This window comes from Nostoc sp. FACHB-133, assembly GCF_014698055.1.
Lineage (GTDB): Bacteria > Cyanobacteriota > Cyanobacteriia > Cyanobacteriales > Nostocaceae > Nostoc.
This window is the reverse complement of sequence record NZ_JACJSH010000001.1, coordinates 60,598-73,592: the sequence shown is the minus strand read 5'-3', so window position 1 is coordinate 73,592 and position 12,995 is coordinate 60,598. Positions and strand designations below refer to the sequence as shown.

Annotated in this window: 18 protein-coding genes; 11 read left to right on the top strand and 7 right to left on the bottom strand. The window is 39.5% G+C overall.

The genetic code is table 11. The features are described from left to right. Positions 1-124 precede the first annotated feature (124 nt). The 4 genes from H6G86_RS00340 to H6G86_RS00325 all read left to right on the top strand — a co-directional run bounded on the left by H6G86_RS00340 (position 125) and on the right by H6G86_RS00325 (position 1,413). Positions 125-496: a HesB/IscA family protein gene (locus H6G86_RS00340; protein ID WP_012407189.1), complete on the top strand. Its 372-nt coding sequence runs from the start codon at positions 125-127 to the stop codon at positions 494-496. Further along, entirely contained in the window at positions 465-608 is a 144-nt protein-coding gene (locus H6G86_RS00335) for a hypothetical protein (RefSeq protein WP_190932630.1), read from the top strand. Before H6G86_RS00340 ends, H6G86_RS00335 begins: the two co-directional genes overlap by 32 nt. A 149-nt stretch (positions 609-757) precedes the next feature. Further along, positions 758-1,057: a 2Fe-2S iron-sulfur cluster-binding protein gene (locus H6G86_RS00330; RefSeq protein WP_069069799.1), complete on the top strand. Its 300-nt coding sequence runs from the start codon at positions 758-760 to the stop codon at positions 1,055-1,057. Positions 1,058-1,161: 104 nt separating this feature from the next. Next, positions 1,162-1,413 (top strand): FeoA family protein, encoded by a 252-nt coding sequence (locus H6G86_RS00325; RefSeq protein ID WP_190932629.1) that lies wholly within the window; start codon positions 1,162-1,164, stop codon positions 1,411-1,413. A 252-nt stretch (positions 1,414-1,665) separates the two neighbouring features. On the opposite strand, the gene H6G86_RS00320 is transcribed toward H6G86_RS00325, so the two are convergent. Further along, positions 1,666-1,875, bottom strand: coding sequence for a TOBE domain-containing protein (locus tag H6G86_RS00320; protein WP_114083652.1), 210 nt, complete (start codon positions 1,873-1,875; stop codon positions 1,666-1,668). 628 nt (positions 1,876-2,503) lie between these two features. On the opposite strand from H6G86_RS00320, the gene H6G86_RS00315 reads away from it, so the two are divergent. Genes H6G86_RS00315 through H6G86_RS00305 form a run of 3 tightly spaced genes read left to right on the top strand, consistent with a single transcriptional unit; the run spans position 2,504 to position 4,634 of the window. Beyond that, positions 2,504-2,992 (top strand): ankyrin repeat domain-containing protein, encoded by a 489-nt coding sequence (locus tag H6G86_RS00315; protein WP_190932628.1) that lies wholly within the window; start codon positions 2,504-2,506, stop codon positions 2,990-2,992. After that, positions 2,955-4,241, top strand: a complete 1,287-nt coding sequence (locus tag H6G86_RS00310; RefSeq protein ID WP_190932627.1) for a SagB/ThcOx family dehydrogenase — start codon at positions 2,955-2,957, stop codon at positions 4,239-4,241. Before H6G86_RS00315 ends, H6G86_RS00310 begins: the two co-directional genes overlap by 38 nt. An 18-nt stretch (positions 4,242-4,259) precedes the next feature. Beyond that, complete coding sequence (locus H6G86_RS00305; RefSeq protein WP_114083649.1) at positions 4,260-4,634, top strand: hypothetical protein; 375 nt, start codon at positions 4,260-4,262, stop codon at positions 4,632-4,634. A 19-nt stretch (positions 4,635-4,653) separates the two neighbouring features. Here H6G86_RS00305 and H6G86_RS00300 read toward each other — a convergent pair whose 3' ends face one another. After that, positions 4,654-5,127 carry a hydrogenase maturation protease gene (locus tag H6G86_RS00300; protein WP_190932899.1) on the bottom strand — a complete coding sequence of 158 codons (474 nt, stop codon included), beginning with the start codon at positions 5,125-5,127 and terminating at the stop codon, positions 4,654-4,656. 87 nt (positions 5,128-5,214) lie between these two features. On the opposite strand from H6G86_RS00300, the gene H6G86_RS00295 reads away from it, so the two are divergent. Next, positions 5,215-5,490: a DUF2281 domain-containing protein gene (locus tag H6G86_RS00295; RefSeq protein WP_190932626.1), complete on the top strand. Its 276-nt coding sequence runs from the start codon at positions 5,215-5,217 to the stop codon at positions 5,488-5,490. Beyond that, positions 5,487-5,900 (top strand): type II toxin-antitoxin system VapC family toxin, encoded by a 414-nt coding sequence (locus H6G86_RS00290; RefSeq protein ID WP_190932625.1) that lies wholly within the window; start codon positions 5,487-5,489, stop codon positions 5,898-5,900. The genes H6G86_RS00295 and H6G86_RS00290 overlap by 4 nt, the downstream gene beginning before the upstream one ends. 69 nt (positions 5,901-5,969) lie before the next feature. Here H6G86_RS00290 and H6G86_RS00285 read toward each other — a convergent pair whose 3' ends face one another. Beyond that, on the bottom strand, positions 5,970-6,392 hold the full coding sequence (locus H6G86_RS00285; protein WP_190932624.1) for a hypothetical protein: 423 nt from the start codon (positions 6,390-6,392) through the stop codon (positions 5,970-5,972). Between the two features lie 285 nt (positions 6,393-6,677). Here H6G86_RS00285 and H6G86_RS00280 point away from each other — a divergent pair, with 285 nt between their 5' ends. Further along, positions 6,678-7,346: a DUF1294 domain-containing protein gene (locus tag H6G86_RS00280; RefSeq protein WP_190932623.1), complete on the top strand. Its 669-nt coding sequence runs from the start codon at positions 6,678-6,680 to the stop codon at positions 7,344-7,346. Between the two features lie 187 nt (positions 7,347-7,533). Here the strand turns inward: H6G86_RS00280 and H6G86_RS00275 are convergent, their stop codons facing one another. The 4 genes from H6G86_RS00275 to H6G86_RS00260 all read right to left on the bottom strand — a co-directional run bounded on the left by H6G86_RS00275 (position 7,534) and on the right by H6G86_RS00260 (position 11,123). After that, positions 7,534-7,929: a type II toxin-antitoxin system VapC family toxin gene (locus H6G86_RS00275; RefSeq protein ID WP_190932622.1), complete on the bottom strand. Its 396-nt coding sequence runs from the start codon at positions 7,927-7,929 to the stop codon at positions 7,534-7,536. Continuing rightward, positions 7,926-8,165, bottom strand: coding sequence for an antitoxin family protein (locus tag H6G86_RS00270; RefSeq protein WP_114083644.1), 240 nt, complete (start codon positions 8,163-8,165; stop codon positions 7,926-7,928). Before H6G86_RS00270 ends, H6G86_RS00275 begins: the two co-directional genes overlap by 4 nt. A gap of 120 nt (positions 8,166-8,285) precedes the next feature. Beyond that, complete coding sequence (locus tag H6G86_RS00265) at positions 8,286-9,881, bottom strand: nickel-dependent hydrogenase large subunit (RefSeq protein WP_190932621.1); 1,596 nt, start codon at positions 9,879-9,881, stop codon at positions 8,286-8,288. Positions 9,882-10,160: 279 nt separating this feature from the next. Then, on the bottom strand, positions 10,161-11,123 hold the full coding sequence (locus tag H6G86_RS00260) for an NADH-quinone oxidoreductase subunit B family protein (protein ID WP_190932620.1): 963 nt from the start codon (positions 11,121-11,123) through the stop codon (positions 10,161-10,163). 820 nt (positions 11,124-11,943) lie between these two features. On the opposite strand from H6G86_RS00260, the gene H6G86_RS00255 reads away from it, so the two are divergent. Beyond that, on the top strand, positions 11,944-12,912 hold the full coding sequence (locus tag H6G86_RS00255) for a hypothetical protein (protein WP_190932619.1): 969 nt from the start codon (positions 11,944-11,946) through the stop codon (positions 12,910-12,912). The last annotated feature ends 83 nt before the right edge of the window (positions 12,913-12,995 follow it).

The following is a 12,995-nucleotide window of genomic DNA, read 5'->3' as shown; positions in this document are numbered from 1 at the left end:
TCAATTTTAGATTTTGAATTTTGGATTGAAGGAAAAATCTAAAATCTAAAATCTAAAATCCAAAATTGGCTGACAACCTACACCTGAAATCAGAACAACTAATCGCTACAAATCAGGAGAACTGATGGCCGTTATCTTATCAGAAAAAGCAGAATTCCATCTGCGAGCATTCCTCAAAGGTTCAGCACCCGACGCTGATGGCGCAACTAAAGGTGTCCGCATCTCGGTAAAAGATGGTGGTTGCAGTGGCTATGAATATGCGATCGATATCACCAGCAAACCTCAACCAGATGATTTGGTAAGTCATCAAGGCAAAGTGGTAGTTTACGTTGATGCCAAAAGTGCGCCGTTATTAGACGGAGTTATCGTTGACTTCGTTGAGGGAGTGATGGAAAGCGGTTTTAAATTCATCAACCCCAATGCAACTGATACCTGCGGTTGTGGAAAGTCCTTCAAAACAGACGATGGCACGCCTACTGGTGTACCTTGCAGCTAACATCATTCCGTTAGCGCCAAGTCTGATTGTAGAGGCTTTCATCATAGATGCGGTAAGCGATCGCGGAGCGTCTCTAAGAGTTACCATGCCGCAGGCTTATCGCTTGAGGTAGCTTCTCGTTCGCATTGCATCCCTTACCTCTATAGAGAAGCCAACTAAACTTTGCATCTCCGTAAGAAAGAGGGGAGCAAAAAGTAGGATAGGTTGCTCAAAAACTTCGGAAATTAAACCAACTGTATAACGTTTGAGGAGAATCGGAAAATGGCTTCCTACCAAGTTAGATTAATCAACAAAAAAGAAGACATCGACACCACAATTGAAGTTGACGAAGAAACGACAATCTTGGAAGCAGCAGAAGAAAATGGTATTGAGTTGCCCTTTTCATGTCATGCAGGATCTTGCTCTAGCTGTGTAGGTAAGGTTGTTGAAGGTGAAGTTAATCAAGATGATCAAAACTTCCTGGATGACGATCAGGTTTCTAAAGGATACGCTCTACTTTGTGTAACTTATCCTCGTTCTAATTGCACAATCAAAACACATCAAGAAGCGTATCTCGTATAAAGTATTACTTTGGTTGCTGTCCTTGGCAACCAAATAAAGCATGAAGGATGAAGGATGAAAATATACTTCCTTCTTCCCTTCAAAATTATTAATTTATAATTCAAATGTTTACCCCTTTTAGTGTTACTGGCTGTTCATTAGAATTATTGAGAACAGGAGAGCGAGGAATCGTCACCTTCTGTAAAAGTCAGGATGAAAGCATCTTAAACGAACTGATATCAATAGGGGTAACACCAGGAGCCACTATTACTTTAGAACAAAACTTTCCATCATTCCTTATTAAAATAGAAAATACCTCTTTAGCACTAGACACAGAAAGCATTCAAGCTATTTATGTCCGCATTATTGATAATTGAACTAATTAAAATATACAATAAATAATATTTTCTTGAACAAAAATTTTTGAATTTGTAATTAAAACCATACATAGCAAATTACAAATTACGTTAGCGCAGCGTTAGCGACGCAGGAGCGTCATTACGAATTACGAACTAAATTGGCCTCACTCCTATATTAATTCAAGGAGTGAGGTCATTAAATTGAGAGATATAAATGCAATTCGATATTAGTGATAGAGCCGCTTGCAATAAAAGGCAACTTGCCTATTTTTACTCAACAGCAACTATCACATCTGATGATTTAATCACGGCATAAGCCTCCTTGCCTTCTGTAAGTCCCAGCTTTTCTGCTGATGATTTTGTGATTATTGACACTAACTCTACTCCTGGTGCAATTTCTAAAATTACCTCAGTGTTAACTGTACCAGGCACAACTTTTTTTACAATACCTTTGAGAGAATTACGAGCGCTAATTTCCATGTTTCGTCTGTTTTTTACTTATTTATACTTAAACAAGCTAGCAAATTTGGCTTAAAAAAAGAAAATGTTTTAAATTTCTTAATAAGTCTCAGATATAGAAAGTAAATATCAACATCATAATTCAGGTTTATTAAACACAATATTCAATGTAAATGTGGCATCAAATTTGAGCAAAACAATGTGCTTGAGACCATTGTTAAAACTAGGGGAACTTACGCAAAAATCTATTTGCTATTAGTCTAGATAATGAAATCAGATTGTAAAAAATACTGCATTTTAATTGTTTTTAAATATTTTTTATAGATATATCTAGGGATCTTTATAAATGATTCATAATTCAAACTTATCAGAGTGATAATATATAACTAAGCTAAATTGTTGCTAGTTAACTTAGTACTAAAGCAAACCAAAATCAAATTGCTGGGTGAGGGCAGAGAGTAGTGAGTGGGGAAAGATTTTTTCGTTTTACCAAACTTTTAAATACTTAGCAAAGTTGCTTTGGCAAACAACTAGACTTTAGCTACTCGTATAAAATTTTAAAAGAATGGTGGGTAATGCCCACCATTAAGTTTTCTAAGCAATTTTATGCTTGGAAAATACTTAATCGTGTGAGGTTGAAAGAATAATTATGAGTCAATTAAACAGACAAGAATTGAGTGAAGCAACAACTCAATGGCTAATAGCAAAAGGCTATAACCCTGGGGATTTAAATCAGCTAGGGGAAAATGGCGATACAGCTTTGATGAAAGCCACAAGAGAGGGAGTGTATGCAGTCGTCAAAGAACTAATTGATGCAGGTGCGGATATAAACGCTCGAAATAGCGATCGCAACAATGCTTTATGGTTTGCTTGCTTTGGTAATCACTACAATTTAATTAATTTACTGTTGGCTGTCAACATTAATATTGATAACCAAAATGATAATGGTACAACCGTTTTAATGTATGCAGCATCAGCCGGAAAAACAGAAGTCGTCAAGTTACTTTTACAACATCATCCTAACTTATATTTGAAAAACTTAGACGACTATAAAGCAATTGATTTTGCCAGCAATGTAGAAGTTTTAAGGATACTTAAAAATGCCATCAAGTCAGATATCGGGCAAAGCTTATCATGAGGCTACCAAACATTCTTACTTATCAGTACAACTTGATCCAAATTATGTAGATGCTTCAACACAGCCATCTGCATTTAAAGTTTATCCAAAGTTTTATCGGAGAGTAAAATTAAATCTCAATAATCCTGTTCATTCTTTTATCTCGTTAACCAGTGCGATAACACTAGAAAAAGTATATAAAGATGGCCCTTATAAACTGCGAGTGAATCCATCAGCAGGCGCTCTGTATCCTACAGAAGTTTACGTACAGGTTCGTGGGATTGAGGGAATGATAGATGGTATATACCATCTAGAAGTTGAGAATAATTGTCTAACTCTCATCTATGAATTAATCGATGATGGGTTAGAGAATTATATTATACCGGGTAAATGTATCAACGGATTCATCTTTTTAATTAGTTGTGTTTATTATAGGTCTAGCTGGAAATATCAAAATAGAAGCATAAGGTATTGCTTCTTAGATAGCGGACACCATTTAGGTGCAATCGCAGCTTCAGCTTTTCTCCACAACCGAGATATACAACTAATTTTCGACTTTGATAAACTTGCTCTCAATTCAGATTTGGGATTTGAGAATAAAGAGTTTATTACTGCTTGTGCGATGTCAGGAGAAGTACAAGATAAAAAAATCAGACGATTAAGGCTGAAAGTTCCTTTTGTTTCTGGTACTGATTATTTTGAATCCAATCAATTTATTGAAGATGGCTATCAAGCAACTACTCTACAAAATAGCCGCCAGCAGCAATTAGAATATCCTCAATTTGACTTCGACAAAGAGAAATTTTCTCAAGTTGTTTGGGATAGACGTTCTATTAGACGTTTCCGGAAAGAGTTTATTTCTCAAGAAGATTATTTATATGTAGTGCAACAACTTCAACAGTCAATACCGACAGAAAACTATGAGGAAATAGAAATTTACTCAGTTGTGCATCGAGTAGAGGGAATGACACCTGGGTTATATAAAGGTACGTATCTGGTTAAGACAGGTAATTTTAGTGAAAAGACAGGTTACTTATGTATTAATCAGGCTATTGCTAAAGATAGCGCTGTAACTTTATTTTTTGTGTCAGATTATTTAAACTATCAAACTGCTATGCAAATAGCTGGTTTTCTCGGACAGAGACTTTATTTAACTAGTAATTATTTGGGAATTCAGTGTAGTGGAATAGGTGCTTATTATGATGATGAAACCCAGGAATTATTAGAAACAAATAAAGATGTACTTTATGGAATGGTGATTGGAAGATAAGTAGGAAGCTAAAGAGAGATGGCTAGAAATATGTATTACTTTAATAGTGATGACTCACATCCTATGCAACCAACATCGGCAGATATTATACTGCGACAGCAATTAGAGGATTCTATTAGTAGATACTTTTATGACGCTTGCGATCGCACCATTCAAAATCTGCTATCTGATTGCCGCTGGTATGTCACAACCCACGCCAATGCTCTGACATTGGTAATTGAATGTCCCGATCAAGTTATTAATTGGCGTGTTTTACAAAAAATTGTGCCAATGGGGACATTGCTATATGGAATTGTTAACAGTGCTAAAATCCGTGTTTGTCCGCCAGAAAGTCAAGGCATACCTTTTGAAATGAGGGTAGATGAACTTTCTGTTTATCGGGATTGGGCTTGATTTGATTTTGGATTGTTAATTAAAAGTTGATATTCTGTTTGATAAGTGCAGCTACCTCTTCAAAAACTAAATCAGCAGAATGTTTGACAACAGGACTTAACTCTAGTCCCAAACCAAGATTTGCCGCCTCAATTAAATAAACTATCACATCTTCGGGAAAGTCATTTTGAAAGATTTTCCGTCCGGCGGCTAAAGCATTATCCCAGCGAAAATCGTGCAAGTTATAACTAGGTTCTGGCAAAGCTTCCAGTTCTTTTCCTGGAACTTTAAACACAGCACCCGGTTCAGAACCAGTTGAACTTGCATCAATAATTACTAATTCTTTACTACCTCTAGCTTGAAACATTACTTCCATCCCTGCGGTGCCACAGTCATATACTCGCACATGAGGATGAGGGTTTTCAGCTAGATATTTTTGTAACCGTTGGGCAATGATTACGCCTACTGCGTCGTCACTGCGATTGAGATTTCCGCAACCAATAATAGTGAGCATTTTTTGTACGCCAATGTCTTCAGCCGTCACCAGCGCGATCGCATAAAGTACAATAAGTCAAAGCAATTCTTTCCTTTTGTCAAGCGTATGGATACTTTGACTACAAATAGACAGACATTAATTGAGGCAATTAATGCTCTCCCAGATGAAAAATTAATTGAGCTAGCAAGCTTTGTTGAATATCTTCAATATAAATCGACAAGGCAAAAAGAAGTAAACAATCATGGATCTTCTTTTCTAATGTCTATTGCAGGATTGGGAGCTTCTGCGGAAACTGATGTCTCAGAACGGGATGAAGATATATTAAAAAACGAGATTGATTCTGTACGTGGTTGGGGTCTTAAAGCAGATGATCGTACATGACAGCAATCCTGGATACAAGTTTCTTATTTGCACTTACTAACAAGAGCGACCGCAATCACTCTCGTGTTTTTAATGTCGCAAAGACTTTGAGTGAACAATTAATTTTACCAACCTCTGTCCTTCCTGAAGTTTGTTACCTAATTTCGTCTAGACTGGGACATCAAGTAATGCGTCATTTTTTGGTTGAACTTGCAGCTAGCGATATTCGACTGGAATCAATTTACTTTGAAGATTTAGAGCGAGTTAATGAAATTTTGGAAGAGTATGCTGATAGTCAGCTTGATTTTACGGATGCAACGATTATTGCACTTGCAGAGAGAGACAACATCACTCGTATCTTGACGCTTGACCGTCGTGACTTTGGTTTTGTTCGTCCGAGACACTGTGATTACTTCGAGTTATTGCCATAATCTGCAAAATAGGAGGCTCTGAATTATGAGACAGACAAAGCCTCTGAAAACCAAATTATCAGCAGGAAACTATAAAGCTACACCATGTTTCTTGGCAACTTCAGTCAGTTTCTCATACTGATGTTGTGATGCTTGAGTTAATATCTCTTCAGCCTGTTCTTTAGTACTTCCCTCTTTAGGAATTAAATACTTGACATAAAGAGATACAAAATCAGCAGCGATCGCTAAACCAGATAAAGCATGTTTGTCAGCTTCTTTACCAGCGATCGCAGCTACCAAACCGGCTTTAATTGGGTCTGGTTTAACTTTCATGAACTGCTCGACAAGTTTCGGAACGTAGTCTTCTGGTGGCAAATTATCTAACTTACTTCTGTCAGGAGTAAAGTTACATTCTGCGGCTTTTGCCTGTTCTAAAACACACCATTCTATGTATTCTTGCAATGCTGCATCGGGAACGCGAGGGAGATAATTATGTAGCGCTAAATCAGACACAAGCTTACCGTGTAAATTGCTGTTTTATGCAAATGCATTAACGCAAGCCTAACGCACTGTTTCTATAAGTTTTAGTGTGGTACGCTACGAGTTTTGAATATCAGGCATTGGGAATAGGACATTGGGAATAGGTTATTTATCCCTCATTTTCCCCACTCCTCACTCCTCAGTTAAAAGAGTTGATGGAGCGATGTCTCCGACGGGCTACGCCTACGCATTTTTGGTGTTGTCTATTTGTGTAGACAAGGGCACACTATAAGACAGGTATAAATATATAATTTGTTCATGAAACCTGCTTTACATAAAGGGCAACTAATCACATGGAAGGACGATCGCGGGTTTGGTTTCATACAACCCGATGATGGTAGCCAAGAAGTCTTTCTACACATTACAGCATTGAAAGACGTTAACCATCGTCCCCAAGTTGGTGATTTTGTTTGTTATCAACTGACAGCTAGTAAAGATGGCAAGGTACGCGCTTTTAATGCTTCAATCAAAGGAGTTACATCAAAGTCCTCACCTTCTGCTGCACCAAAGAAGTCTATATCCAGAACTGTAGACAAATCTACATCATTAGCATTAAAGACATTACTTCTATCTTTACTACCTGGGTTAGGTTCAATCCATCTTGTACTAACAACTGGCAACCCAATTCCGCTAATTCTTTATCCTGTCATGAGTTTCATTACTTTTAGGCTATATGCCGATGATAAGTCTCGCGCACAACAAGGACGATGGAGAAGGCAAGAAAATACTTTACATCTATGCGAATTTATGGGTGGTTGGTTAGGTGGATTCGTTGCTCAACAAAAGCTACGTCACAAAAGCAGCAAAGTTTCTTATCAAGTTGTATTTTGGGTGATAGCAATTCTTCACATCGTATTTTGGTTAGATTGGCTATTTTTTGGTAAGGCGTTGATAAATCTGTTTTTTGCTATTGTTTCTAGGCGATAAGTAAGTTTAGTCTGATTGTCATATTCGACACGAACCCATTTCACAAAAGGTGTGATATCTGACCAAGGTTGCTACGGCAGATTGCGAGTGATATTGGTTTGACGATTGAAGAAATGCTGGAGTGGTACTAGTTCCGAATTTGTCTTTTGGGCGATTGCCTCCGGCACGCTACGCGATCGCGCAACTCTCAAGGTACAACATTTACGAACCCAAATTGACGAAATTGATGATCAAAAGTGAATGCCTGAGTTAAATGGAGTTTATTCATCACAACCCGACTGGCGCAGTCCGTGAAACTCCAATTTTTATCTGAGAACTGACGAAAAACCTGCCAAGTTTGTTGAATATCCTCTTCTGTCAGGTAATAAATGGTCGTCAGATTATTTGAAAAGAATGCCTCTCCTAAGCTGATTGCCCTCAACGTTTCTCCACGGGTTCTCGAAAGGGTCAAGGTTTCATCAACAACGTAATCTGTTGTTAGCAATGGCTGAATATTTTGATTAACCCATGAAGACGCTGCCTGATGCTCAGTATCGGAAGGAACAATACTAGCAAACCAGGCGCTGGTATCTACAAAGATCATGTTGCACTATGGGGAGGATAAAGAATAGTGTCATGATCTCGACCAGAAAATTTATCATTGCTAACTTCTAAAGGCATGGCTGCAATTTGTGCCAAAATCTCTCTAGGAGTTTTGTTTTGAGGTTTAGCCTCAGTTGAAATCACAGTGACTTCAACACGAGTTCCTTCGGCTAATGGAATCGGCTGTAATAACCTCAGTACACCCTGTTCATAAACAGCTTCTATAGTTATAGTCATAAACTTTTCCCTCATGCCATAGCTATTTCTAATCATGGCATAATATCTAACATAGTAAAAAACATAGCTAATGACTAACTAAAAAATAATTAGCCATTAGCTATTAGAAATTAGCATATTTTAAGCGGTACGAAAACGTGCCAACTCCTCACCCGTCTTCGCATCATGGGCGTGGACTGTACACACCAAACATGAATCAAACGATCGCGCCACATGACCAACTTCCACAGGGTCGCTAGAATCGTAAATGGGTGTGCCAATTAACGCTTCTTCAATGGGGCCACGAATTCCTTCACCGTCACGAGGGCCAATATTCCAAGTACCTGGGGCAATAACTTGGTAATTCTTAATCTTACCGCCCTCTATTTCCACCCAGTGAGATAAGGAACCCCGCGCTGCTTCCGTTGCACCCCAACCGCGTCCATCTTTTTCTTTGGGTTTGATATACCAAGGGTCGTTTAATTTGAATTCGCGCAAGCAGTGTTCAGCTTGACGATATAACTTGACAAGTTCGTGAACTCGTGCTAGCTGACGCACATGAATACTAGCACCACCCATTTGTTTGAAGACATCAAGGATGAAGGGGTCGTAGTGTTGCCAAGATTCGCCATGTTGACCACCAGCTACTAATTGCCGCGCTAAAGGGCCAGTTTCCAAGCGTCCGAAGTCTTTGTGAAGGACTGCACTCGACCAAGAGTAAGCGTTATCGAAGTCTTTGGTATTGATTGCAGTGGGTTTAGTGGTGCGATCGCTAGGGTGAATATCTGCTGTCCCTTCATCGTACCAAGAGTGAGTTGTATTCTCGCGGGTAAATGACTGATCCATTAAAACGTGAGTGTCTGTGAAGCTGTCGTACACTCCACTTTTCATAATCATCGCCGCATTTCGTCCTTCGATAGTCGGCTTTTGGTATTTATCTTCATGGGCTAAATATCCCCAAGTGACATATTTACCAACACCAGCGCCATATCTATCTAGACCGATATCTAAACCCATCCGCCAATAAAAACCTAAGTCGGAATCTCGATGATTTCGGTCTTCATCTAACCAATCTCTAAAATCATCATAAGTTTGGATTTGTTCATAGCGTTCTAATGAACAACCTAACCACACTGGTTCTAACCAATTGGTGCGGAAGTATTCGAGAATCGCCCAAGCGCGGGTAATGTCTGTAAGGGTTGGGGCGCACATCACGCCACCAGGCACCATATAACTGCTGTGGGGCCATTGTCCGCCCAATAGTGCATAAATTTCTACGGGTTTAGCGGAAATTGTTATGCCTAGTTCATAAGATTTGCCTGTGAAGGCGGCGAAGCGTTTAACAGCTTCCTCATAAAAGCGACTATTGCGGTATTTTCTATTTGTTAGATCAATAGCAAAGAGTCCATAAAAATAGCGGGGGATGCTTTGAATTGTCTCGACAATTTGACCGAGATTCCTCGCTAAAATTGCATTGCGGGGAACTTCTGTTTCCCAAGCTGTATCTAATGCCCAAGATGCAGATGTCAGGTGAGAACCGCCGCAAATTCCGCAAATGCGAGGCGTAACAATTAATCCGGCTTGGGGGTCTTTACCGCGTAGGATAACTTCAAATCCGCGAAATAATTCAGCGTGTGTCCAAGCGTTGACTACCCGCCCATGTTCAATATCAACTCGAACATCTAAATCGCCTTCAACTCTACCAACGGGCGATATATCTAATGATTGAATTGTCATTTGTCATTTGTCCTTTGTCATTTGTTATTTGTCCTTTGTCATTGGTCATTTGTCATTGGTAATTATTCACTCACCTCTCCTGCAAAATGGTCGAAACCCTTGATTTATCGTTGATGGGAGTGTGAAAGGTTATAGTCTAATACGCTTGGGTTTTCAAGACGCGATAAATCGCCGTCTCTACAAGTGTTTTGTTGCTCATTTTGAACTGTATTAGGTTATAGTCATTGGTCAAATCACAAAGGACAAATGACAAATGACTAATGACCAATGCACTAATGACTAAACTGTAAAAAAGTCTTCTTCTGCCCAAGGTGGTGCTGCGTCTTTGGCGACCATTGTGAGTAAGGCGTAGTCTTTTTTGTTCACCCCTGGCGGCAATTCTTTAGGAACTCCCATTACTGTTTGGGTTTTGAATACTGTTCCTGGTTTGAGGTCAAAGAAGGGAAATTCTGGTTCTGTGCAACCTAAACAAGGCATTCCAGCGCGAGTTTTAGAAGAGACGCGGTTCCATAAGATGCGGTTGCAGGAAGAATGGGTCATGGGGCCGCGACAACCCAAGTCATAAAATAGGCAGCCTTTGCGCTGACCAAATTCGCTGGTTGATGCTTTGTAGGCAAAGTGGACGTTGCGGGTACAACCTGTTTGGGTGTAGGTGTTGAAGAAAGTTTGGGGACGATTTAGTTCATCGAAAGCAATGTCTGCTATGCGTCCAGTAGCGATCGCAACTAATATCTGCGTAATCCAGTCGGGATGGGCGGGACATCCAGGTATATTAATTACAGGTAATCCGGCTTGCGATACGAAATCTTTCCCTAAAAAGCCGCCTTCTTGACGTTTGAGAAATTGCAAACCTTCCGATTCGCTGGGGTTGGGTGACATAGCGGGAATTCCTCCCCAGGTTGCACAGTCTCCCACCGCTACGATAAATTTAGCAACTTTGGCAAGGTCTGCTAACCAATCTTTCATGGCACGATCGGCAAAGCGATTCCATTCGCCAGTACCGTTGGGGGCGTTAACAACACTGCCTTCAAATACCAAGATATCTAAAGGAATTGTGCCAGAAATACAATTCCGTAGCAGCGTTTGTAAATCGTTGCCTAATTCCAGCCCCAAGGAAGGATGCCAAAGTATATTGATACCAAAGTCGGCAATTAAATCGCAGACTGTCGGTTCTTCAGCGTTGAGAAATGACATGGTGTTGCCTGAACAAGCACCACCTTGTAGCCATAGTACATTAGTCATCGGCTAGGTGTTTTTGTATTGTTTGCGATACGTGACTTAGTAAATAATGCTTGTAGAGTCTCACGTATTTATCAATATTTATTTATTTATTTATATTAGTGGATTTTCTATTGAATTATCTTTTGTTAAATAAAAATTAATCATTGCTAAGAATTTCAATGTACTTAAGATTGCTTAAAAGGTTGTAGCAGTAACATAATTTTTCACTAGAGCTTGAATAATAAACGAAGCGCACTGATTTTAGATAGCTGTTTTAAATTATTTTGAGAGAGTTGGAATCTCAACTTTTATATATAAATGGGCTAATATTTTAAAGGTGAAGGTCTTGTAAATTAAGAAATATCACCGCTAACCAAAAAAGGTAAATAGTAAATAAATTTATTTTTAAGTTCAAAGTCAATAGTTATATTTTGATAACAAAGTTAGGTCTTAAATATATAAGATGTTATCAATTCAATATAGAAGAACTGCGTTGTGTCAGGTCATGATACAGAACACCTTATCAAAATGTAAGGTGTTTAAAGCTGACATTAATATTGGCAATTTCCCCCTAGAATTTTAGAAATAGAGTGTTTTATAGTAAAAAAATTGATTCACTCAATTTAGGGGATTGAGGATTAGGTATTAGGTATTGGGAAAAATTTTCTTAGTCCCTAGCATCATTAATCCCTAGCCTCTAGTTTCAGACAAAAGGGGAATTCCGCCTAAAGGACTCGAAGCCTGCGTAAATCGGTATGGCCCGTGATGAGATGCGTAAATGTGTCTCGTTCATTCATGGGTGTTGGACTCAATTCCCAATTGGCTAGAGTACGGCAGAGTTATGACCCCCAGCATTACAGATTCAGCAGTGAAGGCTGCGGTAGCGGCTGTTGCTTCAGAGTCAGCCACAGCAGAGGAAAAAATCCAAATGCTGATTGAGATAGCACAGGGTTTTCAAAAAAAGCCCAAAGCTGCCCAAGACTTGCGGAATGCAGTTGGCTTATATTACCGGGCCTATGAGATGTGTGGTGAGGAGTATCCCCTATTGAAAGCCAGGGCCAAAGTGGGCATGGCGGGGACGTTACAGGCAATACCGGATGCTGATTACCAACTGTTGATGCAAGCTAAAGTCGGTTATGAAGAGGCATTACCGATTTTACAACAATTAGCAACGCCAGAGGAAGTGGCAGAAACGCAGATGAATTTTGGGCTGGTGTTGCAGTCGCTAGTGCCATTCAATTTGGCGCGGATAACCGACAGCATCCAGGCTTATCATGAGGCTTTGCGGGTGTTTACTTGGAAGGATTATCCCCAAGAATACGCGATTTTGTATAACAATATTGCGATCGCTTACCTTTCTATGCCACTGGCATCAGAACGGGAATACTTGCGTCAAGGGTTAGCTGTGCAATCATTTGAGGTGGCGCTAAAGCACATTACTTTGATTGACCATCCTAGAGAATACGCCATGTTGCAAAACAACTTAGGCAACGCTTTGCAATATTTAGTCAGTTCCCATCCTGTCGAGAATAACTTACGTGCGATCGCAGCTTATGACGAAGCGCTAAAAGTGCGTAATCCCAAAGATACACCTTTAGAGTACGCTAACACAATTTCCAACAAAGCCAACGCTCTATTCAACTTACCAGACGATCCTGAAAAACCAGAAGCTGGTAATCCTCAAAATCTTTTGCAAGCCCGTATCTACTATCAAAATGCTTTAGAAATATTTACGGAATACCAACAAGTTGCACAAGCAGAGGTAGTAGTCCAAGCATTACAAGATGTAGAAGCAGAAATGAAGGGTTAGGAGTTATGGGTTCAATACAGTTCAGATAAAACCAAAACCCTTGTAGAGACGGCGATTTATCGCGTCTTAAAAATCCAAGCGTA

Coding starts and splice junctions, on each gene's coding strand:
- H6G86_RS00340 (WP_012407189.1), top strand. CDS start 125: ATGGCCGTTATCTTATCAGAAAAAGCAGAATTCCATCTGCGAGCATTC.
- H6G86_RS00335 (WP_190932630.1), top strand. CDS start 465: ATGGCACGCCTACTGGTGTACCTTGCAGCTAACATCATTCCGTTAGCG.
- H6G86_RS00330 (WP_069069799.1), top strand. CDS start 758: ATGGCTTCCTACCAAGTTAGATTAATCAACAAAAAAGAAGACATCGAC.
- H6G86_RS00325 (WP_190932629.1), top strand. CDS start 1,162: ATGTTTACCCCTTTTAGTGTTACTGGCTGTTCATTAGAATTATTGAGA.
- H6G86_RS00320 (WP_114083652.1), bottom strand. CDS start 1,875: ATGGAAATTAGCGCTCGTAATTCTCTCAAAGGTATTGTAAAAAAAGTT.
- H6G86_RS00315 (WP_190932628.1), top strand. CDS start 2,504: ATGAGTCAATTAAACAGACAAGAATTGAGTGAAGCAACAACTCAATGG.
- H6G86_RS00310 (WP_190932627.1), top strand. CDS start 2,955: ATGCCATCAAGTCAGATATCGGGCAAAGCTTATCATGAGGCTACCAAA.
- H6G86_RS00305 (WP_114083649.1), top strand. CDS start 4,260: ATGGCTAGAAATATGTATTACTTTAATAGTGATGACTCACATCCTATG.
- H6G86_RS00300 (WP_190932899.1), bottom strand. CDS start 5,127: ATGCTCACTATTATTGGTTGCGGAAATCTCAATCGCAGTGACGACGCA.
- H6G86_RS00295 (WP_190932626.1), top strand. CDS start 5,215: ATGGATACTTTGACTACAAATAGACAGACATTAATTGAGGCAATTAAT.
- H6G86_RS00290 (WP_190932625.1), top strand. CDS start 5,487: ATGACAGCAATCCTGGATACAAGTTTCTTATTTGCACTTACTAACAAG.
- H6G86_RS00280 (WP_190932623.1), top strand. CDS start 6,678: ATGAAACCTGCTTTACATAAAGGGCAACTAATCACATGGAAGGACGAT.
- H6G86_RS00275 (WP_190932622.1), bottom strand. CDS start 7,929: ATGATCTTTGTAGATACCAGCGCCTGGTTTGCTAGTATTGTTCCTTCC.
- H6G86_RS00270 (WP_114083644.1), bottom strand. CDS start 8,165: ATGACTATAACTATAGAAGCTGTTTATGAACAGGGTGTACTGAGGTTA.
- H6G86_RS00265 (WP_190932621.1), bottom strand. CDS start 9,881: ATGACAATTCAATCATTAGATATATCGCCCGTTGGTAGAGTTGAAGGC.
- H6G86_RS00260 (WP_190932620.1), bottom strand. CDS start 11,123: ATGACTAATGTACTATGGCTACAAGGTGGTGCTTGTTCAGGCAACACC.
- H6G86_RS00255 (WP_190932619.1), top strand. CDS start 11,944: ATGACCCCCAGCATTACAGATTCAGCAGTGAAGGCTGCGGTAGCGGCT.